This window comes from Rhizobium sp. SVR5-9E (assembly GCF_056755095.1).
On record NZ_JBNDHS010000051.1, the window covers coordinates 22,339 to 46,231 of the forward strand.

Below are 23,893 nucleotides of genomic sequence, written 5' to 3' on the forward strand. Positions count from 1 at the left end.
GATATTATTACAATAGGACGCATGCAGATATATGAGTGCCCCGATCGCGAATTCGCTCGGCGGCGGGGTGACTGCCGACTATGATTTGCTACTCACCCATTATGAGATTGAGGCCAAGAGTGGCATCTTCGGCACTGCCGAAGGCTGATGCGCGAGTGTCAGCTGACACCGTTTACTTCCAAGCCAAGAAATGTTCCTTTGTGAATGGTCAAAGCGCCGGGAGGTCGCGGCAGGAGGAATAATTCGGGATGCTGTGTCGTCTTGCGCTGATGCCAAGAGGCACATCCCGCTTGGAGGTGCTCACGATGAGTTTTCTGAGAGCTCCGCTCACGATGGGCTTCCGGTCATCGTTTTCTCGGATCGATCGCCGCCGGTTGTGTCGGCGCCTCCACACAGCAAACTGCAATAACGGCGACTAACGGGGGCTACGGCCGCGATCCTGTGCTTCCCGAACCCAAACCGATGCTAATTCCGACAATCAACATCGCCGACGCGACAGGATGCCTTGTGGCGTGAGACCGAGACCAGCGCCGGGCCTGAAAGTGAACGCCTTTGCTGGTAGCCTCGATCACCCGCGCTGGATGCATGTACTGCCGAATAGCCACGTGCTCGTTGCGGAGACAAATGCGCCCACCAGAAGGAGAGCGGCTTCAGCCTGCGCAAGATTTTCATGGCGGTGGCGATGAAGCGGGCCGGCGCGGCGACGACGAGCGCCAACCGCATCACGCTGCTGCGGGATACGGACCATGATGGTATCGCTGACCTGCGCACTGCGTTCATTGAGGGTCTCAATTCGCCCTTCGGCATGGCGTTGTTAAACGGCAAGCTCTATGTCGCCCACACCGATGCGATCGTTGCCTACCCTTATTCTCCCGGGCAGATCCGAATAACGGCGCGGCCGCAAAAGGTCATCGATCTACCAGCCGGCGACATCAATCACCACTGGACCAAGGATCTAATTACCGGTCGCGACGGACGGACGCTCTACGTCAGCTTCGGGTCAAACAGCAATGTCGGCGAAAATGGCATCGCGGCGGAGAAAAGCCGCGCCGCGGTGCTGAAGGTTGATCTCGCTAGCCGGAGAACGCGGGTTTTCGCTTCGGGTTTGCACAACGTCAACCTTGAGACGTGTCGCGAGTGCAAGGGGACAGGAAGGTTCGGACGTTTGTCGGGGTGACGTCTGAGTCAACGACCGGCAAAGGCGTTCTTTGCAGCCGGCGAATTTCGCGTCGCAAGTTGAAGCATTGAGCTTCGTTGACAGCTTGGCTCGTGTCTCACCCGACTGCTTGATTAGCCTTTGACAAGGTCAGGGGATCAGCCCGGGTCACCCTGGGCGGGTTTTGGAAAACCTTGGACGGTAATGGCAAACGGTTCAGCCTCGCGGATGCCTGCTCTTTAAGATAGGCGAGCGAAAGCTCGCGTCGCTCGATCCCGCGTTGATCCCGCTCAAGTTTGCATTCCGCTTGAGCCGCTTTGGCCCAAGCAGGAGTGCGTGCGGCTGGTTTTCCTATGTTCAAAGGGGCTGCGGGCGAGGGGGCCCCGCCGCTTCAATGCACATTGAAGCTGGAACTCGCGAAAATACGGCCGGAGAGGAACGGCTGCATGCATAGAGAGTTAATAAGGTAACCTGGTGTCTTGAGATGGACTATCATGCCCAAGTGGTCGGTGCCGATCGCGTTATTGACCGTATTCTCCGCGGTCGTCGTCGCTTGGTGGCTCAGCGAACCCAACCGGACCTTCGAACCGAACGATCCGGGGCTGACGGATTCAGGTGATCCAGCAAAGGGCCAGATTGTCTTTGCGGCCGGTGATTGTTCGTCCTGTCACGCCACGCCCGGACAGCCTGACCGGCTCCATTTGGGCGGCGGCCTTGCCCTCGCATCACCCTATGGGACTTTCCGCCCCCCAAACATCTCGCCGGATCGCGCCGACGGCATCGGAAATTGGACGGTCGCCGATCTGGCCAATGCCATGATTGAAGGCACTTCACCGCAAGGAAAACATTATTATCCGGTATTTCCCTATCCGAGCTATACAGGCATGTCTTTGCAAGACGTGAAGGACCTGTTCGCCTATCTGCGAACGTTGCCGCCGGTGTCGGGCCGTGCACCTCCGCACGATTTAGCCGCGCTATTTCGCTTCCGGCGCTTTGTCGGCTTTTGGAAGATCTTGTTTTTTCATGAAGGCAAGCTTCAAGCACAGCTCAACGGCAATCCGAGCCACGACCGCGGAGCCTACCTGGCCGAGAGCATTGCCCATTGTGCAGAATGCCACTCCACGCGCAATTACTTCGGCGCAGTCAAACCCGACACGCGATTTGCCGGCGGCGCGGATCCGGAGGGAACAGGTTTCGTTCCCAATATCACGCCGACGAGGATTGGCAGCTGGTCTCAAGGCGAGATCGCCGAGGTGCTCAAGAGCGGCAATACGCCCAACCATGGGCGCGTGGGCTCATCGATGGCCGCCGTCGTGACCAATACAGCCCTGCTGCCGCAAAGCGACAGGGACGCTATCGCGGTCTATATCAAATCACTGCCTGTCCGTCCCACTCCACACCCCTGAGGTCAATGAGCATACAGGTAGGCGGCCAAATCCCGCGCCTCGGCGTCGGATATTCCGGTCTCGGGCATTGCCGTTTTAGGAGAAAAGACGCGGGGCGATACGATCCAGCGGATGAGATCGTCAGGTGTGTTGTTGGCAACGCCGGCGATGTAGACTCGCTCGCGCAGGCCGGACAGATCGCCTCCAACTTTCCCATCTGCACCCGCGACGCCGGGAATGGTATGACAGCCTGCGCATCCGTACTGCCGGAATATTTCCGGCGCGTGGGTGGGATCACCGCGCGTTAGAAGCCGGGCTGTTTCCATCGTTTGTTGCCGGGTCTTTAGGGCATGAGTAGAAACCGCCGCGACAAGGCCGATGACTGCTCCGCCCAGCAGCGTCACTGCCCAATATCTGTTGGGAAAGTAAATATCCGTCATGTCCACCTCGCCCGGCTGGAATTCAATATCCACGATGCGATGAGACCCAATGCGGCCGCGGCATAGATAGTTCCTGCCGGAATCCACATGACCATTCCGGCCAGTACCTGATCCTCCGGAGGCGTAAGGCCCCAGTCGCCGGCCGCCTGCGTCTGCGCATGATAAAGAACATGCGGCGAAAGCGCGATCAGAGCTCCGAGAAGAGCAGTATGCAGCATGGTGAGAAACACATGCCAAGCGGCGACGCCGAAATCGCTGCGCCAGCGGATCGCCCACCAGAAAAGAACGGCCGTCACGAAAAAACTCAGATGCTGCAGACGATGAAGTGCGACATTCGTCACCGTGGCATCGAACAGGGCAGGGGCGTGCCACCCCCATATCGCCACCCCATGTAGAATGGTGGCAACGGTTCCGCCGGTTAACCCTGTCCAAATTGCTCGAGCCGGCGACGTCCCCATCTTTCCTCCAATCCATCGTCTGATGCCATTCGGCAGTCCCCACAAGAAGACAGCTGCCGGCCGGGCGAGGACGAACAGCGGCGCTGAGACTGCCATGATGATTTCGTGCTCGATCATATGAAAGGTAAAAAGGTGTTCCCCCAGCCAATGCAGCGGAGACACCAATGCCATGGCCAAGGTGAACCAGCCGGCGGCGAAGCCTATACCGCGCCAAGCCATGGAGAGATGTACTGCGGAGGAACGCTGCCACAGCTTCCACGAACCCATGACGTATAAAGTGCCGGCGACGGCAAGGAGGCAGACGACAAAGGGATCAAAGCTCCACGGCAGATTGCCGGCATGCACTTCCGTGCCATGAGCGGCGGCCTGAGGCGCAGCCGAGAAAAGCAGGATCGATAGGACGATCAGCGTTGGCATGTATCGATCAGCAAGGTTGCGGCGGACTGCATCAGCATGGCGAAAGAAAAGGCCAGGCCAGTGAGCAGGCTCAGACGATTGACAAATAGTGGCGTTCGCGACGCGACAGGCGTTCTCTCCGCAAGAGGGAAAAGTGCCGCCACCACTGTCACAAGGGTGAGCAATATCGAAACGGCCGCCGACAACGGCACGTGCGTCCGGCAGTCGGAATAGGGCAGAATCTGCCCCAGCTGCGTGTTCGCAGCCCAGATAAGGGGTGCTGCAACCAAGCCGCTCAGCCGTATCAGCGATACTACCATAGGCGCGGTATCCAGTAGAGACACAGGTAGAGCGGAACCCATGTCGCCACAACAAAGTTCCAGTACATCGCATTATCCTCAACGTCTCCGTAACGCCGCGGATTGTCGGCATGACGGGTGAACATCAGGCAGGCCAACACCAGGGTATCGATGAGATCCGTGAGAATATGAGTGGTGTGCAGGCCGAGGAGGACCCAGACGATGGAACCGTAAGCGTTGGTATCCCACTTGACGTGCACGGCCGGAAACTCGAAGGCCCGCAGGACCAGAGGGGCGATGCCGAGGAGCACCATGACGATCATGCCGATGCGGACTCTTGCGAGCTGTTTCTGTTTGGCCCAGTGAGAAAGGAGAAGGTTCGGAACAAGGCTGGCAACAAGCAGTGCAGTCAGCGCACTGCCGGGCAGCAGATCCGGCAAAGGGGCATCGATGGGCCATTGGCCGGCGAGGCTTGCCAGGTACAAATAGACGGCGATCACAAGGGCAAATCCGGTTCCCTCGATCAGCATGAATGCCAGCGTCCCCCACCAGGTGAGACTTGCGCTACCTATGCCGGCGAGCGGCAGGTGGGAAACATCGAGAACCGGACGTTCATTCATGACTCGTCCTCCGGCACGCCTTTCGGCCAGAACCAGCCAATCAAGGCTACTGCAATGGGAATGGATCCCCAGACCACGGCCCAAGGAGAAAACATTGACCAGATCAACATGACTGATGTCGCGAGCGCCGCCAGTAGGGGCCAGATGGAATTGATCGGCGAGGATTCGCGGGCTTCGGGCACGCCCTCGACAACTGTGCTAACGATGAGTTCTCGTCGATCCAGCCGCATGCCGGTGACGACCTTCAATTCGGCAGAATTTGCCCAAAGGGGCTCGCGCGCCTCCACGACCGGAATGCGGCGAAAGTTCCAGGCAGGCGGAGGAGATTGTGTCGCCCATTCCAGTGTCGAAGCATTCCAGGGATTCGGCCCGGCAATCGCGCCGCTGCGCGCGCTACGGATGACGTCGATGATAAACATGAGAAAGCCGCAAGCCAATACAAGCGAGCTCAGGCTGATGAAGAGGTTCAGATTGGCCCACGGCATTTCCGGCTGATAGGTGTATATGCGGCGCGGCATGCCGATGAGCCCGAGGATGTGCATCGGAAAGAACGTGAGATGAAAGCCGACAAAGATCAGCCCGAAGACCCAGCGGCCCAGACGTTCGCTCATCATCCGACCGGTCATCTTGGGAAACCAGTAGTAAACGGCCCCTAACAGGGGAAAGACCGCTCCCCCGATGAGCACGTAATGGAAGTGGGCCACCACGAAGTAGGTGTCATGCACCTGCGTATCGAAGGGAACGGAGGCGACCATCACACCCGTCAGGCCGCCAAGCACGAATGTGACTATGAATCCGATGATAAACAACATCGGTGTTTTGAAGATCGGACGCCCGTCCCAAAGCGTTGCAAGCCAGCAGAAGATCTGAATGCCGGCCGGAATCGCAATGGCCATGCTCGAAGCAGTGAAAAAGCTCTCGCCCAGGCGCGGGAGTCCAACCACGAACATGTGATGGACCCATAATCCAAAGGCCAAGATGCCAGTGGCGATCAAAGCCATGACCAAAGCCAGATATCCGAAGGCGGGTCTCTGGGCGAAGGTCGAGATCACCGTCGAGACCATTCCGACGGCAGGCAAAAAGATAATATAGACCTCCGGATGACCGAAAAACCAGAAGAGATGCTGCCAGAGCAGCACATCGCCACCTTCTGCCGGATTGAAGAAATGGGTTCCCACGAGGCGATCTAGAATGAGTGACGAACTCGCCACCATGATTGCCGGCATCGCCATGATGACCAGGAATGACGTTACCAGCATGGACCAGACAAACAGCGGTATGCGATCGAGCGACATGCCGGGCGCACGCTGCTTTAAAACGGTCACCACGATTTCGACGGAGACCGCGAGCGCTGACAACTCGGTGAATGTGATCATCTGCGCCCAGATGTCAGCGCGCTTGCCGGCTCCGTATTCGGGGCCGGAAAGCGGAACGTAAGCGAACCAACCCACATCGGGTCCCGCGTCCAATGCAAATGCCACCCACAGTAAAATGCCGCCCGCAACGAAGATCCAGTAGGAAAAGGCGTTGAGGCGCGGAAAGGCAATGTTGCGGGTTCCTACCATAAGAGGGATCAGATACACCCCCATCGCCTCCATTACCGGCACAGCGAAGAGGAACATCATGTTGGAGCCGTGCATGGTGAATATCTGATTGTACCGGTCCGGGCTGAGGAACCGGGCTTCGGGGGATGCCAGCTGCAAACGCATCGCAAGTGCCAACACGCCGCCAAGAAGAAGAAAAACGAAAGCAGTGACGATGTAGCGGCGGCCGATAATCTTATGGTCAACCGTCGTCAACGCGCCCCAGAAACCGGATGGAGTATTCCAGGTCCGTCGCAGCTGGATATCGATGCTCTCGTCATCGAATTCGCTATCGGTCGGCGGTGCATCATGCTTTGTCATTTAAGGCTTTCCAAGTATGCAGAAACCTTTTGAAGCTCGTCGCTCGAAAGCGTCACCAGCGGCATGTTGTTGCCCGGCTTGAGCGTCTGGGGGTCCGCAATCCAGGCCGCGAGCGCGCCGCGAGTATTTTGCAGCAGCCCGGCTGCAATCGTCTGCCGGCTTCCGACATGCGTCAGATCCGGACCGGTCGTGCCCGACGCCTGCGTCCCACGAACGGCATGACAGGCGGCGCATGGTTTACTCATGAAGATTGCTTCGCCCGCAGCCCCTTCCGGATCCCCAGGCGGCGCGCGGTCGCGCTGCTGCCCCTCCAGCCACCGCCGGTAGTCAGCCTCGCTCTGCGCAACGATCAGTAACGCCATGTGGCTGTGCTGCAGCCCGCAAAATTCAGCGCATTGGCCTCGATAAACACCCGGCCGCTCCGCGTGAATGGTCAATGTATTGGTTCGGCCGGGAATGAGGTCCTGCTTGCCTGCGAGGCTCGGAACCCAAAACGAGTGGATGACGTCGGCGCCTTCCAACTGCAGCCTCACATCCCGGCCTGCCGGAATGTGTAATTCATTTGCCGTCTGAAATTCCGCTCGGGAGATCGGATCGACATAGATGAACTGCCACCACCATTGTTGGCCGCGAATCCGGACCGTCAGGGCGTCCTCCGCCGCCTGGCCAATGGCATGCGTGGTGTAGAAGCTTGCAATCGTCAGTCCGCTGATAATGACCACGGTCGCAACGACTGCTGCGTAGACCGCGCTGCGCATCTTTCGCTCGCGCCGATCGTCGAAGCGCTCACGGTGGATGCGCAAGAGGGCCCGAGCAAGCACGAGCACCACAAGCGACCATACGATGGCGCAGACGATGACGATGAGCAGGATCAGCTGCTTCAAAGCAACGGCAGCTTGGCCTTCGGCGTGGAGTGCGGACTGCATGCCCGTACATGCAGACAGAAGGATCGTTGCGCCAAAGAGGGCAAAAACCGCAGCGCGCTTCAAGGGCTAGTCCCCTGGTCAGGATGCGGGCGGGCGGGTCCCTGGTCGAAAAGGATGGCGGCCGGCGCCCGATTCTCGGCTGGCCGCGTCTGGCTGTCGTCATTGCGGCTGGGCGCGGTGTATTTGGCGGAATAGGCGCCGATGGATTTCACATAGCCCGCAAGCTGCCAAATCTCGTCTATGGTCATCTTGTCGCGGAACGGCGGCATGCCCTGGGGCCGCCCGTCCCTGATCGATGCGACGATCGATACCATCTCCGGCCCGTAGAGCCACCATCCATCCAGAAAGGAAGGACCGGTGCCGCCTCGGCCGTCTCCGTGACAAGCCGGGCAGCCGAACCAGGAATAAAGACGCTTACCCTGGCTCATATCGAAGGCCGTGTTCTCGTAAGGCTTTCCCAGGGCAAAATACACTTCAGGCGGAGCTCCGCTGATCCCGTTCGGCATGAGCCGGATATTTTCCAGCTCCGTTGCGAGGGGAGGATCAAGCCGATACGTTCGCCCCTCGCGACTCCAACCGATGCAGACGCCGACAGCAACGCAGGCCACAAACGCCGCGGCCGGCGCCCAAGTGACAGACATTGCCCGCTTCACCGTAGCCATCGGCTGATCCAATAGGCTCTAGTCGGTCGGCGCGATTTCCGACCGGGTGACGAAGACTGGAAGCAGCTTGTAGGACGGCGTCTTCGATTTCGCATCGTGATGTCCCAGCGGAAAAAGCGGGTTGCACTCCGGATAATACGCGGCGCAGCACCCGTTCGGAATGTTATATTCGATGACACGCAGACCTGAGACCTGCCGGCTCACGGAAGTGTCGATCGCGGTTCTGAGATCGACGCTGCCGCCGTTGGCAAGACCGAGTCGGGCGATGTCTTCAGCATTCATGAAGACGACCCTTCTCGTTCCGTCCACGCCACGAAAGCGGTCGCTATAGCCATAGATGGTCGTGTTGAACTGGTCGTTGGAGCGCAGCGTCGACAGATGCAGGACATTTCCGGCATCACCTTGAATGTCGAACTGCGGGAAAAGACGCTCGGGCGTTATGAAATTCGCCTTTCCGGTTTTCGTTACCCATTTGCGCTCGCGAGCAGGCAGGGGACGAGGGATGCCGCCGGGCTGAAACAGGCGCTCGTTGAAATTCTTGAAAGTCTCGGGATAGGTACGCTCGATTGCGTTCCGGATCTCACTGTAATCGGCGACCCATCGATCCCAGGGTACGTCGGATGCGCCGAGCGTCGCCTTCGCCATTTCGGCGATAATGGCCGGTTCGGAGCGGATTTCCTGGCTCGCCGGCGTGGCCCGCCCCCTGGAGCCATGGAAATGCGCAATGGAGCTTTCTATCGAGACGGCCTGCGCTCCGCTTTCCTGCTGATCGATTTCAATCCGGCCAAGGCATGGCAGAACATACGCGATTTCGCCGTGGATGACATGGCTCCGGTTGAGCTTGGTGGCGATCTGAACAGTCAGCCGCAGTTTCGGCCAGGCCGCCTCCATCGCCTCCGTCTCCGGAATTGCGCGCAGAAAATTGCCGCCGAGGCTGATGAAGCCGCGCGCCTCACCTTTCAGAATGGCTTCGCATGTCTCAACCGTCGAACGTCCAGTCCAGCGAGGGGGTTCGAAGTGATAAAGTTCCGCCAGCTTGTCGAGCGGTGCCAGACCGGGCTTTTCGGTGATGCCGACCGTTCTCTGACCTTGTACATTCGAATGACCGCGTACCGCACAAATATTGGCGCCCGGCTTTCCGATATTGCCGCGCAACAGGGCAAGATTGGCAATCATGTGAACATTGTCGACGCCCATGACCTGCTGCGTCACGCCCATGCCGTAGATGATGAGAACGGTCTGTGCGTTCGCATAGGTCTGCGCTGCTTGGGACATCTGCGCGCGCGTCAGCCCAGAGACGCGCTCAAGCTCACCCCATTCATACGCGCGAGCGGCAGCGGCGAATTCCTCGAAGCCTGTCGTGTGCTGGCGGATGAAGTCGTGATCGAGCACGTGCTTCTTGTCGGCGGCGGCGATCGAGGCGGCAAACGCGACTTCCGCCGCACTAGACGGGTCCTGCGGACGGTCATCGTCACCTGCCACTTTGCTTGCACCGGATGAGTGAAGCGCATCGTCGGCCTCGATCAGCGCCTTGCAGATCCCGAACAAGGCTGCGACATCGCCGCCGTTCTTCACCTGGTAGTATTCCGAGGAGATGGGCGTCTCCTTACTGGTCAGCATCTCGCCCGGCGCCTGGGGATTCTTGAAGCGTTCAAGCCCGCGTTCCCGCAGCAGATTGAAGGTGACGATCGGAACGCCACGGTCGGCCGCATCCTGAAGGTCGTGCAGCATCCTCGGCGAGGAGGTGCCGACGTTCTGCGCGATGTAGAATATGCAACTTGTATTCTGAAAATCTGAAAGAATCGCGGTGCCGACGGAGGCGCCGATGCTTTCCGGTAGTCCGACGGAGGTGCTCTCGTGACACATGTTGGAACTGTCCGGCAGGTTGTTGCTGCCGAACATGCGGGCGAAAAGCTGATACATGTAGGACGCCTCCAACGAGGCGCGGCCCGAGGTGTAAAAGTCCACCTGACGAGGCGATAGTAAACGCAGCTCCTTACCGATCTCTTCGAAGGCGGCCGTCCAATCCACAGGTTCGTATCGGTCATTCGCCGGGTTCCACCGCATTGGATGCGTGAGCCTGCCCTGTTCTTCGAGATCGTGATCCCGCCAGGCTTCGAGCTCGCTTAGCGTATGTTTCGCAAAAAAAGACGCGTCGGCCTTGCGGTGTGTTACTTCCCACGCTGTCGCCTTGGCGCCGTTCTCACAGAATTCGAGAGGACGCGTCTTGGCGGGCTTCGCCCAGGCGCAACTGACGCACATGTAGCCGTCAGGCTTGTTCTGGTGGGCAAGCAGCGTCGGTCCGGCAGCAGGAATGTGTTCTCGAAGAAGAATCTCTCCCACCGCCTTGGCAGAACCCCAGCCGCCTGCCGGGCCGTCATATGGCTTGATCGATGGATGTGTCTTTGGTGCCGCCGTCATCTATTCCTCCGCGAATGTCTTAAAAGCATCGGAGTGCGAACTTTGTTCCATTTCGCCTAAGAGTACGCGTCGAGATCAATCAGGGCATCAAACGGCCCGGAGTCGGTCTGCACCTTCCACGCCAAAATGCCACTTCTACGGCTTTACTCCACTGCTTAGTTGGCATTCTGAATCTTCAGATCGGTTCTTTCGAGCGCCGCAATGCAAAGCCACGAAATTTAGTCCAAAGGATAGGGAGTACACCCGCCGGTCCGCTGCTTTAACGCTAGGTTTAAGTTGTTCCTATGCGGTAGCGTACAGTCTTAAGGTGCTGCGTGGGGAAGCATCCGGCGTATCGGCAGCTAAGCGCAAGCAAGCTCCTATCCCACGTCTGGCTCGCTAATGATCATGCAGGAAGGGAACTGGATCACCCTCGAGGAATCTCGAGCGCAGATTCCCAAATGGCATGACCAGGAAGCCCTCGTACGATAGATGACGCAGTCTTGGCGGAAATCGCGGAATGACAGAAGGCACGACGGCATGCGGCGGCTAGATGCGATAATATCTTAAGAGGCTCGCCTGTGAAGCAAGCGAGCCTCTTAATGGTGGACCCCGTAGAGAGCGTGCGACGACTCTACTTGGTGCGTTATCCCAACAAGTCCCACAGTGTTCCCGTGCGGTAGCGAATGGTTAACGCACAGCGCGAATGACAGCTCAAGCGAAGAAAACGCCCTTGCCGATTCGGGGCTGCTGTATGGATCTTTCAGCCTACTTCAGCAGCGTCACCCATTCGTTCGTCCGCCCTGGCGGTATTGGGGCGCTCGCTGAGCGGATCAGGGCATCGTGCCGGACGACTTACATACCCGGGCTTAAGCACGAGGCGCCTTCGCATTGGTTCCAAAGGGGCAGGCACGTAGCGATCCCCTCATACATGCGTGACCTTTCATTTTACGTTTATTGACTAATGCAGCGAGGCTGCTTCGGAAAACGTCGTTTCACCAAGCATTTCACAAAGATGGCTGCGAGCCCGGTTTACTCGGCTCTTGATGGTGCCGACCTCGCAGTGGCAGATCACGGCGGCTTCCTCGTAACTCGTGCCTCCCAGGACGAGGAGCAGAGCATCGCGATTACGCGCCGCGAGCTTGTCGATTGCAGCCTGCACGTCACGGGCTCTGAGCGACCAATCCTGCGTCGATGTCACCGGCGCCTGATATTCCGCGAGATCACTAACGTAACCAACAGGCTCGCGCTTGCGTCGTTTGTAATTGCTGCAATGTGTGTTGCGCATGATTGTGAAAAGCCAGGATTTCAGGCTTGTGCCGTCTTGGAACTGTTCGAGATGACAGAGTGCCTTTGAAACGGTTTCCTGCACCAGATCCTCGGCGTCATTGTCAACCCGCTCGAAGCGTCTGGCAAATGCTTTAAGTGCTGGAAGCAGGGAAATGATTTCCGTCTGGGATGCGCAGTTGAATTCAACTGAAGCCTTTGGCATGGCATTTCTCCTTCTTTGCTGGAGCAATGCCTTGGCAATAGGGGCGTTCCCGAGAAAATATTTGAGTACGTTAGCGTACAACCTAGTTTTGGGAAAACCGTCACCGCGCGGCAGAAGCACGAAGGGTCGCTCGTCGCGCGTGTTAGAACTGGAAGAGGACTGCGGCCGCGCAAATAACGCTCGCGGTTCAACTGCGTTAAGGTATGGTCCGAGGCTCTGCCAAGAGTGCAGGCGTTAAACGGTCTTCCATCTGCCGCTACTTACTTCACCACTGCGGAGATCGGGTAAACCGCGATGATATCCCCATTTTCATCGACGATTTCAAACCGCTTTTTGCCTATCTGTTCGCCTTGTACAACTAGTTCTGCCACTATCTCGCGGGCCGCTTGGAGCGCCTCTTCTTGTACGGCCGCGAGGTTCGGCAGATCTATACCTTCGAGGTCTTCTTCGATCTGATCGTCTTCGCGGATATGAAAGAAATATCTTGCCATTGGACCGGACGCTCGTGGCTCAAGGAAACAGCGAGGGGCCGTTTCCTTTGGCGAACAGCGTGGATGTACGAATGTTCCCGTCCAATAGCGTACAGAGGTCGCCTAATCGACGGTGGGAAAGCGAAGAGTTGGTGGTGGGCCTAGAAAGAGCTCAAACTTTTAAGAAGGAAAAGTGGAATCCAGCGACCCTCGCTTTCGAATGGCCCGCGCTACGTCATTTCTCTTTCTCGCGAACAAAGACTCCACGAGGACCTCATAAGCGGAACTGAGCCGGCTCAATATCGCCGAGAGGCCCGACAGACACTAAGCGCATCCAATCGCTACCCATCAACGTAACCCGAAGAAGCTCAAAAGCGCGATCACGATTACAACGGCACCGACAAGCCAAATCAGATTGTTCAATTGGAAATCCCTTCTCCGGTTCGAATTGAGCAAAGACATTGCCAGCTTTAAACCCATGTACAGGCTTACGGTTCCACCCATCGAAGCCTCATTGAGCGCGTGCTCTCCTTCAGTCGAGTGCCATATGCCGCTCGGCCACTTTAGCTTAATTCAGCTTACTGGCTACTTTGTTTGCCGCGCCTCGAAGAGAGCCGTGCGGGCGACGCTTCTCCGGGCTCATTGAGCGTCTTCCGACCGCTCTTTCCCTATTTGCTGATTTCCGAGACGGAGGATGCGGCTGAGAGCGGCTCTCCCATCTTCCGATAACATGTATCTCGCCTCCCGCAGCGCTTCTTGCCACGCAGGCCCACGCTCCCACGCCTCGTCGTACGCCAGCGCGAAGTCGGATGCTCGCCTCGTCTGGTAGAGAGCTTCGAACAGCAGCTCGGCTTGCCGGATGTCCTTGTCGCGCTTCAACGCACTCAAATCATCCATTCGTCGTCGTGTGGCCACGATGAGCTTATGGACAGCATACCGAGACGGTTCCGGGACGGTCACAGGGATCCCGCTCTTGTGTAGCAGGATGGTCCTTACCGGATCTCGGATCAGGAAATCGAGGAAGCGCAGCGGGTCAGCGCTTGCCCCGCCGAGAGCAGGCATCTTCGCGGGCTGGTCCATGTAGTCGTCAGAACCGCGGTTCGACGTCAGGAACTCGACCCTGAACCCACTGTCCGTTTGGAACGCGGACGCCGCCGCGGCGCCGGATCGATGAGGCACCGGCCGAAAGGTTGGATCGACGCCCTGCAGCAGCTCGACAATCGGAGGGAGGCTGTCCTGCACCTCGGATGAGATGGCATAGTCCTGGGGGACGTCCGCATCGCCGGTGAGGATCGCCGCCATGGGCAGGCGCACGCCGAGGAGGCCGCTGTACGTCTGGAAGGCGACCGTGCCGATGAGGACGCCCCGGAGCCGGAAGAGACCTCCGGCCGCCAGCGCTTCGACGACGTCGCCGGACATGCTGTCGGGGGCGATCATGCCGCCCTCGCGAGTCAGGGTGGACACCATCCGTCGACGGGCGCGAAGATCGTCTTTCTCGCGCTTGAAGGTCTCGACACGGCGAGCGATGTCCTCATCGGTCGCAGGACCGACGTAGCGACGTGTCCTACCGCGTTGTCCATCCGCAAGATCGAAATACCAGTAGCGGCGACCCTTCACGGTGACGGGCGTGAACCTGCCTTCGGAAGGAAAGTCGGCCGTCCATGCGGCGTTGAGCGAGCGCTGGCCCAACTCGGCAAGCATCGTCTGATACATGAGGTCAATAGTCTTCAAAGGTGCCATCCTTTTTAGCCAGCTCCTACTACTCGCTCGTAGCAGGACGTGCATCGGCGCCGATCGTCGGCGTAGCGATCTTGCCGCCTTTAAGGACGTGCATTCCGATCTTCAGGACGATCCCTGCAGGCTTCTGGGCGCACCGCTGGTACGTACGGAGATCGTGATCCGTCATCATATGGAATCCTAGCGTTATACCTCTTTTGTAAAAAGGTATAACTGGCGAAGGGGTGGTGTGCGGTGGCAGAGACGGCCTGAGGATATGTCTATCGTAGTTATACCCTTTTTGCGGAAAGGTCATAACCGATTGTTCGAGGTAGGACGATCATAGGAACCGTGTAAGGGAAGGCTGCGTCGACAGCAAGTTTACTGGATTCCCGCCTCGGCTGAGGATGTGATCGGCATATTGCGCAGCGTAAAACAGACCGCGCAAGGTCATGAGAATCGTGCGCTTTACTTGGTGACTTCCGCCAAATTTAATGAGGAGGCTTTTATCGATAAAGATGTTATCGGAAGGTCGAGCGCCGACACGGCACGGCAACAAGAACAAATGCTCGTTTGTTCCATAACACAGATTATGCGATTACTGCATGTAGCGGCTATTTAGTAATGCGACAGTTGGGCCAGTTAGAGATGCGACAGTCTCGCCTCTCGACGTTCTGGTCAACGCCAACGTTGGGAGCAAGGATGACGACCTTCAGCCTGGTCGAGACCATGAGCGGTCGGAGTTGTCATGTCCTGTTTGATCACCATGTCGCAGAAAGAATTGCATCGCCTCGAAGTCATCCAGAAGATCCGTGATGAGCGCCTGAGCGTTGTCGAGGCTGCTGAACTGCTCGACCTCAGTCGAAGTCAGGTCCATCGGCTGCTGCAGGCCTATGACCTGGATGGTCCAGCCGGCCTTGTTTCCAAGAAGCGATCACAGCCGAGCAATCGGCGTCATAGCGAGGAGTTTCGCAATGCGGCGCTGGATTTGATCCGCGAACGCTATCTGGATTTGGTCCGACACTGGCGCGCGAGAAGCTTATCGAGCTGCATCGGATCTCGGTCGCCAAGGAGACGCTGCGGCAATGGATGACCGAGGCTGGCATCTGGGTTTCTCGCCGGGAACGCAAGAAGCGGGTTTTCCAGCCACGCGGCCGACGTGACTGCTTTGGCGAACTGGTGCAGATCGACGGGTCGCATCACTGGTGGTTCGAGACCCGCGGTCCTAAATGCGCCCTGCTCGTCTATATCGACGACGCCACCGGCAAGCTCTTGCATCTTCGCTTTGCCGGATCTGAGAACACGTTCGACTACCTGCATGCGACGAAGGCCTATCTGCAGCAATGGGGCAAGCCGCTGGCCTTCTACAGTGACAAGCACGGCGTCTTTCGCTCCACCCATGCGTCGGAGAAAGACCGGACGAGCGGCCTGACGCAGTTCGGCCGGGCGCTCTATGAGTTGAACATAGACATCATCTGCGCCAACACTCCGCAGGCCAAGGGCCGGGTGGAGCGTGCCAATCAGACATTGCAGGATCGGCTGGTGAAGGAGATGCGGCTTCGCGGCATCGACACGATCGAGGAAGCCAATGCCTATGCGCCTGAGTTCATCGCGGATTTCAACGTCCGTTTCGGCAAGCCGCCACGCAATCCGAAGGACATGCACCGGCCGCTGGCCGACCGCGAGAACCTCGATGGCGCCATGTGCCGCAAGGAAGTGCGCACGCTGTCGCAGTCATTGACGCTGCGTTACGACAAAGTGCTGTTCATTCTCGATCCGACCGAGATATCCAGGCCCTTGGCAGGCCGGAAAGTCGTGGTTTGTGACTATCCGGACGGGCGGCTCGAGATCATGCACGAGAGCTTTGCCCTGCCCTACAGAACCTTCGACACGTTACGCTCCGTGCATCGCGCGGATGTCGTCGATAACAAGCGGCTGGACGATATGCTTTCGGCCGTGGCTGAACTCCAGGCTGGGCGGGAGCAGCAGCGCAGCAAGAGCGGCCCTCGCCGTACCGGCCAGACGGATCATATGTTCGGCATTCGTGATGGCAGCACTGCCAACGGCTATCAGAAGCGCGGCTGTAAACCCGGCCGGCGGAGGGATTTCATGAACGATCCGGAGGTGATTGCGAAACGACAGAAGGCGCTGGCACGGATGGAGGCAGCGGAATGAACCGCTGGCACGCATAGTCTCAAAGCTCACATGAGGAGATTGGCGTCAAGTCATAAGAAGCCTCCTGTCGGTGCCGTCGGATTCCATGGTCTGAGCCTTTTCGCCTGACGCGGCATTTCTTGCCGGTTCCAACTCACATACGGTCGCCGCACTTGCGGCCGCACCATCATTCCGCTTGCGTTGCGGTAAGGCTCAGGAGGACGAGACCATTCTAAAGCGCGGCATTTGAGGCCATACTTTGAGCCGGTTCGCCCACCTGGATCCGCCAGGATTGATCAGTCCTGGAAGATTTCGAGATTGCTCCTACGATGATGCGTTGCTTATGCCGCTTTCATTGCGGCCCCATCGATGACCACGCCGAACTTGACGTACTTCCAGAGCGCGACAAGCAATTTCCTGGCGAGCGCGACAATAGTGCTCTTCTTGTGACGTCCACCGTTAGACTGAACACGGTGAAAGAACCATTCGCTCAGCGCTGAGGATGGTTGATTGCGCAGCCACAGCCAGGCGAGCTGGATCATCGTCGTTCGCAGTCGTGGGTTGCCTGCTTTCGACACCCCTTGTTCTCGGTCAATTGTCCCGCTTTGCCAGGGCGTCGGCGCCAAGCCTGCGTAGGCGGCGACCTGTCTTCGATTGTCAAAATGCCGAGACAACCCCTCGGTCCAAAGTACAGCCGCAATCTCCGCTCCTACCCCCCTTGATGGCGCATAGCATCGCGGCGGGCCGCGTGATGGTGGTGTTCTCATCGGCTTTGTTCATCAGTAGATCACGCTCGCGCTCAACGACCGCTATACGATCGAGCAGAAGTTCCAAGCGGTCGAGTTCGCGGACAATCTGTGCCTTGAGATAAAGCGGCAAAGCCCGACCGTCGCCGGTTCGGAGTTCATCGAGTCGTATGCGCCTGTCCTTTCGCAGCGGCTGATATCCGCCGATGCCTTGCGCAAAGAGCAGACCCTTGATGCGATTGACGTGCTCAACTCGCTCGGCAATCAGAACCCGCCGTTCACGGCAAATGCGACGACGGTCTTCTTCTTGCGGGCTCGGGACCCTGATCATCGCGCAGACACGAGGCTCGCCACGCTTGAAGGCGAGAAGAGCACGTACCAGCGCCTCGCCATCGATCCTGTCGGTCTTGGCCCGCCGACCCCGTCGTGATGCGGCAATTGACGCTGCGTCGACAATATGACTTTCGACGCCGTGTTCCTGCAGAACCCGATGAATCCAGAACCCATCGAGCCCTGCCTCCTGGATCGTAATGATAGGAACGACCCGACCAACACGGGAGCGTACCTTCTCCTGAAGGTAAGCGAAGCGGGACAGCAATTCGCCGACATCACCGCCCTGAACCGTATGCTTCGACATCTTCTCACCGCCGCCCGGCGACAATGATGTGACCAGCCATGTCGCTCGGCTCAACTCAAGAGAAACAAATATCGCACCCAGATCCGTGCGGATCGCGGTCGTATTGTCGTCGTGGTTGTGGGAAGTATGCATTGTCGTCTCCTAGAGATTGGATTGCATCTGTACAACCACACTCTCGCAGAGCGCTGGGCGCGGTTCACGCCTCATGGAATCTAAAGCCGAAGGGGTGTCCCTCACCCGCCCCCGCTCCTCCCTCGCAACCCGGCCCAGCCGGTCGGATCGGGGGCTGCCGTCAGCGCCAGCGGCGATGCTGACTGTCGCATTTCTAACTGGCTGGCGACGCCGCGTCTCTAACCAGCTTTGACACCGCAATTTCAGGTTGTTTCAAACAGCTTTGTCCTATAGAGTCATCGCAATGCCATTGCGGCGCCCTATCCCATTGAAACGTCTTCATGAAGACACATAAAATGGACATGCAACGCGGCCGCCCACCGCGCATCGTACTTTCTCGTTAGACCAACACTATATTACCTATGGTAGTTCCTGCCGGATACTCATGTGCGACATAGGTGGAACATCCCATGCTCGCCGCCGCGGTTGCTCGGGGAGCGACTGTCCTGGTGAAAAATCTTCAGAGTGGAGGAGATGATGTATCCGACGATTTCTGCAAAGCGAAAATCGCGTCCAGTAGAGTGCCTACGGTCCGGAGTGTTTCGGGTGGAAGCGCCTGGACCATCTTCGTGACACGACGCCGTTCGTGAGCTTCCTCTTCCGTGGTTCCCCATAGATGAGGGGCAGCTTCGAAGAGCAGATCGTCGGGATAAATCCCGAGCACTTCGCAAAGGTGAAGGACTTGCGTAGCGTGGAGCTTCGTTATCCCCCGCTCGTATCTTCCATAGACTGCTTCGATAGATCCTAGAAGGAGAGCGAGCTCTGCCCTGGACAGGTCTTTCTCGATACGAAACCGCCGCAACGAACCAGCAATCGCTTCATCCATTGCCTTCGGCGTTGAGATGCCATCGAACCCCACGCGCCGATAGACCGGCCGCTCCCCTTTTGGGTCGTCTGCTGCCTCGAGCCCCGCCTCGATAATGTATGCGTCAGTCCTTGCCGTCATGCATTCCTGCCCAAGTCCGTGCGGTGACTTATATCATTCGCCCGATGATTGGCTATGCGATTTTCGAAAACTCATTCGTCGGCTCAAAGCTGTTCGATGCAGTGCGGTCGCCGGTTCGCACATTTGATAAGTTTCAGTCATGGAAGAAGACGCCGGCTCGTAGAGGCACGCAGACGTTCCATTGTGCACGTCATCGCCTTGAAGAGGCGATCCGCGAGCCGCGCGTCCGCGAGTTTCGTCTCATCGCAGCGCTTGCAGTTGAGGCTCGACACGGCGAATCAGCGACGTTGTGACAGCACTCACGATGCAGCCGACATGGTCCGCACGCTCCATATTGCTCCGAATACCGGCACGCAGACGTCGGCTAGACCGGCACAGGCGAAACCAAGAAGGCTGAGCGGCACTCTCCTGTTGTCGAAAGAGGAGAAGATAGAACGACTTACGACCCGAAAACCCAGAGCAGAACCGTCCAATCAGCTCGACCCTAGACCCTGATCTTCGCACGACACCGCCAAAGTGCCGACGCGCGAATTCGTGGGTTGGCAGGTGATCGCCCTCGTTGTCGTCGCGATAGCAGCGATTGCTTATAGAGCGGAGCGGAACGGATACCGATGCAGAGACAACGCCCTCAACAAGCAATTCAGAGCCCGGTTCGGCAAAGCCAGTTGCACGTAACAACACGGCGGCCCCCTCAGCTACTCCGCCAGCGCCAGCGCACCAGTGATTTCTTCAGGACTTGAATATTTCAAATCACGTGCCACTTCCATCCCATAGAATTTGTCTCGGTCGGCTGACCCCGGATGTACTGCCGCAGGAATTGAGACGGATCGAGGAAGGTCGGACGGTGTTTCGTTCCGGCCTTTTCCTATGCCCCGTGGGCTAGTGGATGGCGATTGACGTCGGCGAGTTGACCTTCATCGACATCAGCCCATGATAGGCTTGGATCAGTCGCGGGGTTATTTCACCGACTGTTTTGTGTCCTCCGTTGTAAAGATCTATGGCGGCGCTGCAGAGTACTTCCGTGCTTTCATCATTAAATGGTACACCGTAGTGTCGGTACCACCCCTGCACCGCTTGAGAGAGTATCTTGAAGTCCACCTCGCGCATTCTTTTGTAAAATTCAGACATTCCTCGCCTCATATCGTCGAACGCATATGATATAGTTAGTAATAGGTATTAATGTAAGCAGTTTTGGTTACCACTAAGGCTTTGATCAATTGTTGTTGAACACGCAAAACCGTCGCACCATCCGTCACCTCCCCCAAAAGGCCCGGAGATGAACTCCGGGCCAATTTTGTATCACTACCAACGCTGGCTGCCATACCAGTCGTCGATGTCTTGGCGTATGCGATCGCGCTCCAATCCATAACGCTCTTGGATCTTGCCTTCGAGTTGGTCACGCTTGCCCGCAATTTGGTCAAGGTCGTCGTCAGTGAGTTCGCCCCACTGTTCCTTGATCTTGCCCTTCATCTGCTTCCAGTTACCTTCGACACGATTCCAATCCATTGTGTTTCCTCCTTTGGCGTCAAACCGCTCCGCGCAAAGCTGTTCAGCTCGCACACCGGCCCGCATAGCGATCGAGTTTGTCCGTCCGAACGTTACTGGCAGTTGCCAGCGGCATTTGCAGCTACATCAGGTGCGGTCTTGGTCGCGTTATTGGTTGCTGTCTTGCCCTGAACACAGTCCGAGGAATCCTTCTTCCCTTGGGAGTCCTTTTCGGTATTGGAAGTGCTGTTAGGTGACGGGTTGTTATTGCTTTCCACCCCCGAACCTGAAACGCCGGCAGCGCCGCTTGTACCGCTGGTGCTGCCGCTGTTGCTCTGTGCCATGGCCGACGTTGCAAGACCGATCGAAAGAGCAGAGACCGTGATGAGTTTCAGAAGCATTGGAGATCCTCCCATTTAGCTTTGGTTAGATGCACCCAACTACGTTGCTCTTTCATTGTTCCAAATTCGTATCGGAGATGTGGTCGATGAAGGCTGCGTTAAGCTGCGCAGCTATGTCGTCGAGACCGATGAGCCTCCGTCCCGACGCTTCCATAGGCAGACCAGTTTCCTTATCGAAGACCGACCAGGAACCATCTGCCTGCCGGACGGACGCGGCTTTTGGTCCGTTGGCAATTGGCGTCGAGCCGTGGGAACCTCCCGCCGCCGAACTTTGGAGACAGGTGCCGGTTCCTCACATTTCTCATTTGATCTCGAAAATCGCCGCCTCGTCCTGCTCCTCTCGAAGCCCCTTGTACGAGGCATGCTGGAGCTTCCCGTCATGGGTCCAGGCGCGGTATTCGATCTCGGCAATGTATCGGCTTCACATAGACCGCATCCCGCTTCTCCTGCCGGTGTCGGCGGCCGGTGTCGAGATCGCGATCTTGTCCATCTGCTCCCCGAGCTCGTCTCCTGAGCGTTCGTTGAAGCCGGTCCCTACCCCCATAGGCCAGACAATCGCCCTTGCGCGCCGCGAGGAAGACAAGAGCCGGCACATCGGCCGCTCGTGAATATCTATCGGGAAAATGGCCAGGAGATTGGGAAAATGCTGCTCAATGAGAGCTTCGCTCGAGAGTGGCGGCCGGGCATCGAAATAATTGGTGCTATTGATCGCGGCGCTCTCGATCTGGCGCTATACTCGATTTCGGCAAAGACCGGCGGAAGGCAACGGCATGATAGTTATTCTTCCTTGATGTAAGCCGCGCCTCGACGCTTTGCTAACAAGCCTCTCTCCTGAAGTGAGTTGGCAACCTCGTCGCCCTCTTCTTGTTCCAGAAACGAGGCCACCCCAAGACTTCCTGAATCGCTCTTTCAGCCTGCTTTCGGATATCCGACTCCGCTAACTGATCGCCTCGTTCCGTCTCCAGAAACGCTTGCTCTCTTTCTGCCTGCCGAATTGCTGCGCGTCTCGCCTCGAGCAAGGCTATATTCTCTTGAATTGTATCCCTGCTACCTTTCCAGACCATCCGCTTGCTCCCAATCGGAAGGCCCACACAGCCAAGCCCATGTGGACCGTGCGTCGCTGAGGCTTGGGTTATGCGCCGTCCTCAGCTCAGAAAAAACATACAGGAAGATGGGCCGATCCGAAAGTCGAAGGTCTGCCGGAAGATCAAGGAAAGCCGCGCCAGCCGTCTTGGGGAATATCGCTGCTGGGGCTAGCGATGCTGGGCCCTATTGCCGGCGCCATCGGGAGCTTCGCGCTGTTGCTATTTCTCCGCTGAGCTCATGGTACGCTACCGGACGGGAACAGTCGCTGAATCTGGTCGTTCGGCGACTCGGAGCCGCGTGGCAGCATCTGCTTACCCCTTCCTTGCCCATCTGGAAGGTCGCGCGGCTCCGCCTCTTTATCATGACTCCCATGCTGCCGCGGGTTTTTGACCGTACGGTATCGAACGGGAACGCTCGCTGGGGCAATCGGTTATCGAAGCGGCCGCGCGGCAGTTTTCCTGTTAAACGTCAGCGATGGCGCCCACCCCATCCTGGCGGCGCGCGGTCATCGAGGAGCTATCGCTCTCAGCCGTCGCCATTGACCGTTCAACCTTGGGCGAAATGTTCTTCGCGAGCGAAGTCGCGACGCTTGCGAGCCCCTGCTGGTCAAGATTAGAATCGTAGTTGTTGGCCCAGATGACCGCTCCGTCGGCCCGGCGCACTAGACAAATAGTTGAGCGCAAGTGAGCGCCCTCTACCTGAATGCGGCCTTGAAGAGCATAGGATGGATTGACCAGACGGCGCTCCTTCATGTCGACAAGGACAACGATGTCGTTCGACTTCGCAAGCTTTTCGATGATCGCATCGGATATGCCCTGAGAAAGGGCTTCGGATCGGTAATCTGGACCGGAGCGCTCGAAGCGTTCAACCATCACGCTCGGGCGGCTTTCCACCAGGACCGGCACCGCTATTGCGGGATAGTTGGCTTGGTGCACTAAAGGGACGGCCAAAGGCGCCGCAGCAATGATGGCAGTCGCGCCCGCTGCGATCGAATAACGTAAGCGCCGGATGCGACCAAGGACAGGCAAAGGATCGCTGTCCGGCTGCCGAGCACAAGTCGCGAACGCCGGAACATAGCGACCCCTAGGGATCGTGATGATTATCCTGTCAGTCAACCCGGCTAGGAGGTAGTAGCGCTCAAGTTCTCGCCGAATTCGGCGGGCTTCGATTCTGACACAGGGATCAATGTGCGCATCATATGATGCATTACGACCGAAAACTTGGTTGGCGATTGTAAACGCTTTCAAATATTTGTCTCGACCCTCAAGCGTCTCGTCTACGACGAACTGAAGGAATTTGCGCCCTCGTTGGGGAAGACAAAAAACGTCACTTGAGAGGATGCGCCGCAACCGCTCTCGCACATCTTCGGTCGAGGGAGCCGCCACATCAGCTGTGCGCGTACCTACGCTTTTCATCGAGCCGTTCCCCGGACTTTGCAGCTTAAGGTACCCACCATCTTTGGAAGATACTCAACCGACAGACTTAAGCAACCGCGAATGTGCGATACCGAACCGATACGGCGAATGGTCGTTCCGCACCGGCAGGCGCAGTGCCCAGATTGATCATGGTACGGTTCCGCCAGGAACACCGTAAGCCCAAGTCCGAATTGCGGGGGGCGCGCTTTACTATCCGCCTCGCGTTACGGGCTGAATTCTGTGGTGTTTTTTCACTATACCTTTACGGGAAAAACCATCTGACAATCTAAACTGGGGAAGCGGTCTGCTGCTGGACCGGTTCCACGCTGTTGCAGGGTTTCATGGGACCCACGATGTGCGGCCGGGGCTTCTCCGCTAGGGCGAGCCATTTTTGCTTTTAGCGGGCGCTCTCTAGGACTTAAGGCCGTCTTCCAGGGCCGCTTTGGGCCGGAAGCGGTCATCGCAGAAACCCGATGGACGACAAAGCGACAATCGAAAGCCCGCCGAATGCAACCGTGATACCGAGCG

General features: G+C 57.8%; 19 protein-coding genes and 4 pseudogenes. 4 read left to right on the forward strand and 19 right to left on the reverse strand.

Annotated elements, in window-relative coordinates:
* Nucleotides 1-363: 363 nt before the first annotated feature.
* Together ACPYOJ_RS21360 and ACPYOJ_RS21365 are read left to right on the forward strand one after the other, a co-directional pair.
* Nucleotides 364-1,120: pseudogene (locus ACPYOJ_RS21360) on the forward strand (PQQ-dependent sugar dehydrogenase); the annotation flags it as partial.
* A 530-nt stretch (nt 1,121-1,650) separates the two neighbouring features.
* Nucleotides 1,651-2,562, forward strand: a complete 912-nt coding sequence (locus tag ACPYOJ_RS21365; protein WP_481418025.1) for a c-type cytochrome — start codon at nt 1,651-1,653, stop codon at nt 2,560-2,562.
* A gap of 2 nt (nt 2,563-2,564) precedes the next feature.
* On the opposite strand, the gene ACPYOJ_RS21370 is transcribed toward ACPYOJ_RS21365, so the two are convergent.
* The 12 genes from ACPYOJ_RS21370 to ACPYOJ_RS21425 form a co-directional block, all read right to left on the reverse strand.
* The gene (locus ACPYOJ_RS21370; RefSeq protein ID WP_481418039.1) at nt 2,565-2,867 is read right to left on the reverse strand and encodes a c-type cytochrome; all 303 of its coding nucleotides are present in this window, start codon (nt 2,865-2,867) and stop codon (nt 2,565-2,567) included.
* 110 nt (nt 2,868-2,977) lie between these two features.
* The gene (locus ACPYOJ_RS21375) at nt 2,978-3,856 is read right to left on the reverse strand and encodes a cytochrome c oxidase assembly protein (RefSeq protein ID WP_481418026.1); all 879 of its coding nucleotides are present in this window, start codon (nt 3,854-3,856) and stop codon (nt 2,978-2,980) included.
* Nucleotides 3,844-4,155 carry a hypothetical protein gene (locus ACPYOJ_RS21380; RefSeq protein WP_481418027.1) on the reverse strand — a complete coding sequence of 104 codons (312 nt, stop codon included), beginning with the start codon at nt 4,153-4,155 and terminating at the stop codon, nt 3,844-3,846. Before ACPYOJ_RS21380 ends, ACPYOJ_RS21375 begins: the two co-directional genes overlap by 13 nt.
* Entirely contained in the window at nt 4,149-4,754 is a 606-nt protein-coding gene (locus tag ACPYOJ_RS21385; RefSeq protein ID WP_481418028.1) for a cytochrome c oxidase subunit 3, read from the reverse strand. Before ACPYOJ_RS21385 ends, ACPYOJ_RS21380 begins: the two co-directional genes overlap by 7 nt.
* Nucleotides 4,751-6,658 (reverse strand): cytochrome c oxidase subunit I, encoded by a 1,908-nt coding sequence (ctaD, locus tag ACPYOJ_RS21390; RefSeq protein WP_481418029.1) that lies wholly within the window; start codon nt 6,656-6,658, stop codon nt 4,751-4,753. The genes ACPYOJ_RS21385 and ctaD overlap by 4 nt, the downstream gene beginning before the upstream one ends.
* Nucleotides 6,655-7,584, reverse strand: coding sequence for a cytochrome c oxidase subunit II (gene coxB, locus ACPYOJ_RS21395; protein WP_481418030.1), 930 nt, complete (start codon nt 7,582-7,584; stop codon nt 6,655-6,657). Before coxB ends, ctaD begins: the two co-directional genes overlap by 4 nt.
* A gap of 59 nt (nt 7,585-7,643) precedes the next feature.
* On the reverse strand, nt 7,644-8,225 hold the full coding sequence (locus ACPYOJ_RS21400; RefSeq protein ID WP_481418040.1) for a c-type cytochrome: 582 nt from the start codon (nt 8,223-8,225) through the stop codon (nt 7,644-7,646).
* A 39-nt stretch (nt 8,226-8,264) separates the two neighbouring features.
* Nucleotides 8,265-10,667, reverse strand: a complete 2,403-nt coding sequence (locus ACPYOJ_RS21405) for an FdhF/YdeP family oxidoreductase (RefSeq protein ID WP_481418031.1) — start codon at nt 10,665-10,667, stop codon at nt 8,265-8,267.
* 940 nt (nt 10,668-11,607) lie between these two features.
* On the reverse strand, nt 11,608-12,138 hold the full coding sequence (locus ACPYOJ_RS21410; protein ID WP_481418041.1) for a sigma-70 family RNA polymerase sigma factor: 531 nt from the start codon (nt 12,136-12,138) through the stop codon (nt 11,608-11,610).
* A gap of 260 nt (nt 12,139-12,398) precedes the next feature.
* The gene (locus tag ACPYOJ_RS21415) at nt 12,399-12,629 is read right to left on the reverse strand and encodes a DUF6894 family protein (RefSeq protein ID WP_168832375.1); all 231 of its coding nucleotides are present in this window, start codon (nt 12,627-12,629) and stop codon (nt 12,399-12,401) included.
* A 618-nt stretch (nt 12,630-13,247) separates the two neighbouring features.
* The gene (locus tag ACPYOJ_RS21420) at nt 13,248-14,339 is read right to left on the reverse strand and encodes a nucleotidyltransferase family protein (RefSeq protein ID WP_481418032.1); all 1,092 of its coding nucleotides are present in this window, start codon (nt 14,337-14,339) and stop codon (nt 13,248-13,250) included.
* Nucleotides 14,340-14,367: 28 nt separating this feature from the next.
* Nucleotides 14,368-14,514, reverse strand: coding sequence for a hypothetical protein (locus ACPYOJ_RS21425; protein WP_481418033.1), 147 nt, complete (start codon nt 14,512-14,514; stop codon nt 14,368-14,370).
* A 558-nt stretch (nt 14,515-15,072) separates the two neighbouring features.
* Here ACPYOJ_RS21425 and ACPYOJ_RS21430 point away from each other — a divergent pair.
* Nucleotides 15,073-16,499, forward strand: a pseudogene (locus ACPYOJ_RS21430) (ISNCY family transposase).
* A gap of 320 nt (nt 16,500-16,819) precedes the next feature.
* On the opposite strand, the pseudogene ACPYOJ_RS21435 reads toward ACPYOJ_RS21430, so the two are convergent.
* From ACPYOJ_RS21435 to ACPYOJ_RS21460, 6 genes and pseudogenes are all read right to left on the reverse strand, one after another.
* A pseudogene (locus tag ACPYOJ_RS21435) lies at nt 16,820-17,993 on the reverse strand (IS110 family RNA-guided transposase).
* A gap of 499 nt (nt 17,994-18,492) precedes the next feature.
* Complete coding sequence (locus ACPYOJ_RS21440) at nt 18,493-18,978, reverse strand: helix-turn-helix domain-containing protein (protein ID WP_481418034.1); 486 nt, start codon at nt 18,976-18,978, stop codon at nt 18,493-18,495.
* 879 nt (nt 18,979-19,857) lie between these two features.
* The gene (locus ACPYOJ_RS21445; RefSeq protein ID WP_481418035.1) at nt 19,858-20,106 is read right to left on the reverse strand and encodes a hypothetical protein; all 249 of its coding nucleotides are present in this window, start codon (nt 20,104-20,106) and stop codon (nt 19,858-19,860) included.
* A gap of 174 nt (nt 20,107-20,280) precedes the next feature.
* Nucleotides 20,281-20,484 (reverse strand): CsbD family protein, encoded by a 204-nt coding sequence (locus tag ACPYOJ_RS21450; protein WP_168834267.1) that lies wholly within the window; start codon nt 20,482-20,484, stop codon nt 20,281-20,283.
* Nucleotides 20,485-20,576: 92 nt separating this feature from the next.
* Nucleotides 20,577-20,864, reverse strand: a complete 288-nt coding sequence (locus ACPYOJ_RS21455; protein ID WP_481418036.1) for a hypothetical protein — start codon at nt 20,862-20,864, stop codon at nt 20,577-20,579.
* A gap of 301 nt (nt 20,865-21,165) precedes the next feature.
* Nucleotides 21,166-21,453, reverse strand: a pseudogene (locus tag ACPYOJ_RS21460) (ATP dependent DNA ligase); the annotation flags it as partial.
* A 54-nt stretch (nt 21,454-21,507) separates the two neighbouring features.
* Between ACPYOJ_RS21460 and ACPYOJ_RS21465 the strand changes: the two are divergent.
* Nucleotides 21,508-21,660, forward strand: a complete 153-nt coding sequence (locus ACPYOJ_RS21465; protein WP_481418037.1) for a hypothetical protein — start codon at nt 21,508-21,510, stop codon at nt 21,658-21,660.
* A 751-nt stretch (nt 21,661-22,411) separates the two neighbouring features.
* Here ACPYOJ_RS21465 and ACPYOJ_RS21470 read toward each other — a convergent pair.
* Nucleotides 22,412-23,365, reverse strand: coding sequence for a hypothetical protein (locus ACPYOJ_RS21470; RefSeq protein WP_481418038.1), 954 nt, complete (start codon nt 23,363-23,365; stop codon nt 22,412-22,414).
* Nucleotides 23,366-23,893 lie beyond the last annotated feature (528 nt).

Excerpts from the sequence above, each read along its gene's own strand:
- ACPYOJ_RS21365 (WP_481418025.1), top strand. The coding sequence starts at position 1,651 with ATGCCCAAGTGGTCGGTGCCGATCGCGTTATTGACCGTATTCTCCGCG.
- ACPYOJ_RS21370 (WP_481418039.1), bottom strand. The coding sequence starts at position 2,867 with ATGGAAACAGCCCGGCTTCTAACGCGCGGTGATCCCACCCACGCGCCG.
- ACPYOJ_RS21375 (WP_481418026.1), bottom strand. The coding sequence starts at position 3,856 with ATGCCAACGCTGATCGTCCTATCGATCCTGCTTTTCTCGGCTGCGCCT.
- ACPYOJ_RS21380 (WP_481418027.1), bottom strand. The coding sequence starts at position 4,155 with ATGGTAGTATCGCTGATACGGCTGAGCGGCTTGGTTGCAGCACCCCTT.
- ACPYOJ_RS21385 (WP_481418028.1), bottom strand. The coding sequence starts at position 4,754 with ATGAATGAACGTCCGGTTCTCGATGTTTCCCACCTGCCGCTCGCCGGC.
- ctaD (WP_481418029.1), bottom strand. The coding sequence starts at position 6,658 with ATGACAAAGCATGATGCACCGCCGACCGATAGCGAATTCGATGACGAG.
- coxB (WP_481418030.1), bottom strand. The coding sequence starts at position 7,584 with ATGCAGTCCGCACTCCACGCCGAAGGCCAAGCTGCCGTTGCTTTGAAG.
- ACPYOJ_RS21400 (WP_481418040.1), bottom strand. The coding sequence starts at position 8,225 with ATGTCTGTCACTTGGGCGCCGGCCGCGGCGTTTGTGGCCTGCGTTGCT.
- ACPYOJ_RS21405 (WP_481418031.1), bottom strand. The coding sequence starts at position 10,667 with ATGACGGCGGCACCAAAGACACATCCATCGATCAAGCCATATGACGGC.
- ACPYOJ_RS21410 (WP_481418041.1), bottom strand. The coding sequence starts at position 12,138 with ATGCCAAAGGCTTCAGTTGAATTCAACTGCGCATCCCAGACGGAAATC.
- ACPYOJ_RS21415 (WP_168832375.1), bottom strand. The coding sequence starts at position 12,629 with ATGGCAAGATATTTCTTTCATATCCGCGAAGACGATCAGATCGAAGAA.
- ACPYOJ_RS21425 (WP_481418033.1), bottom strand. The coding sequence starts at position 14,514 with ATGACGGATCACGATCTCCGTACGTACCAGCGGTGCGCCCAGAAGCCT.
- ACPYOJ_RS21440 (WP_481418034.1), bottom strand. The coding sequence starts at position 18,978 with ATGACGGCAAGGACTGACGCATACATTATCGAGGCGGGGCTCGAGGCA.
- ACPYOJ_RS21445 (WP_481418035.1), bottom strand. The coding sequence starts at position 20,106 with ATGTCTGAATTTTACAAAAGAATGCGCGAGGTGGACTTCAAGATACTC.
- ACPYOJ_RS21450 (WP_168834267.1), bottom strand. The coding sequence starts at position 20,484 with ATGGATTGGAATCGTGTCGAAGGTAACTGGAAGCAGATGAAGGGCAAG.
- ACPYOJ_RS21455 (WP_481418036.1), bottom strand. The coding sequence starts at position 20,864 with ATGCTTCTGAAACTCATCACGGTCTCTGCTCTTTCGATCGGTCTTGCA.
- ACPYOJ_RS21465 (WP_481418037.1), top strand. The coding sequence starts at position 21,508 with ATGCTGCTCAATGAGAGCTTCGCTCGAGAGTGGCGGCCGGGCATCGAA.
- ACPYOJ_RS21470 (WP_481418038.1), bottom strand. The coding sequence starts at position 23,365 with ATGAAAAGCGTAGGTACGCGCACAGCTGATGTGGCGGCTCCCTCGACC.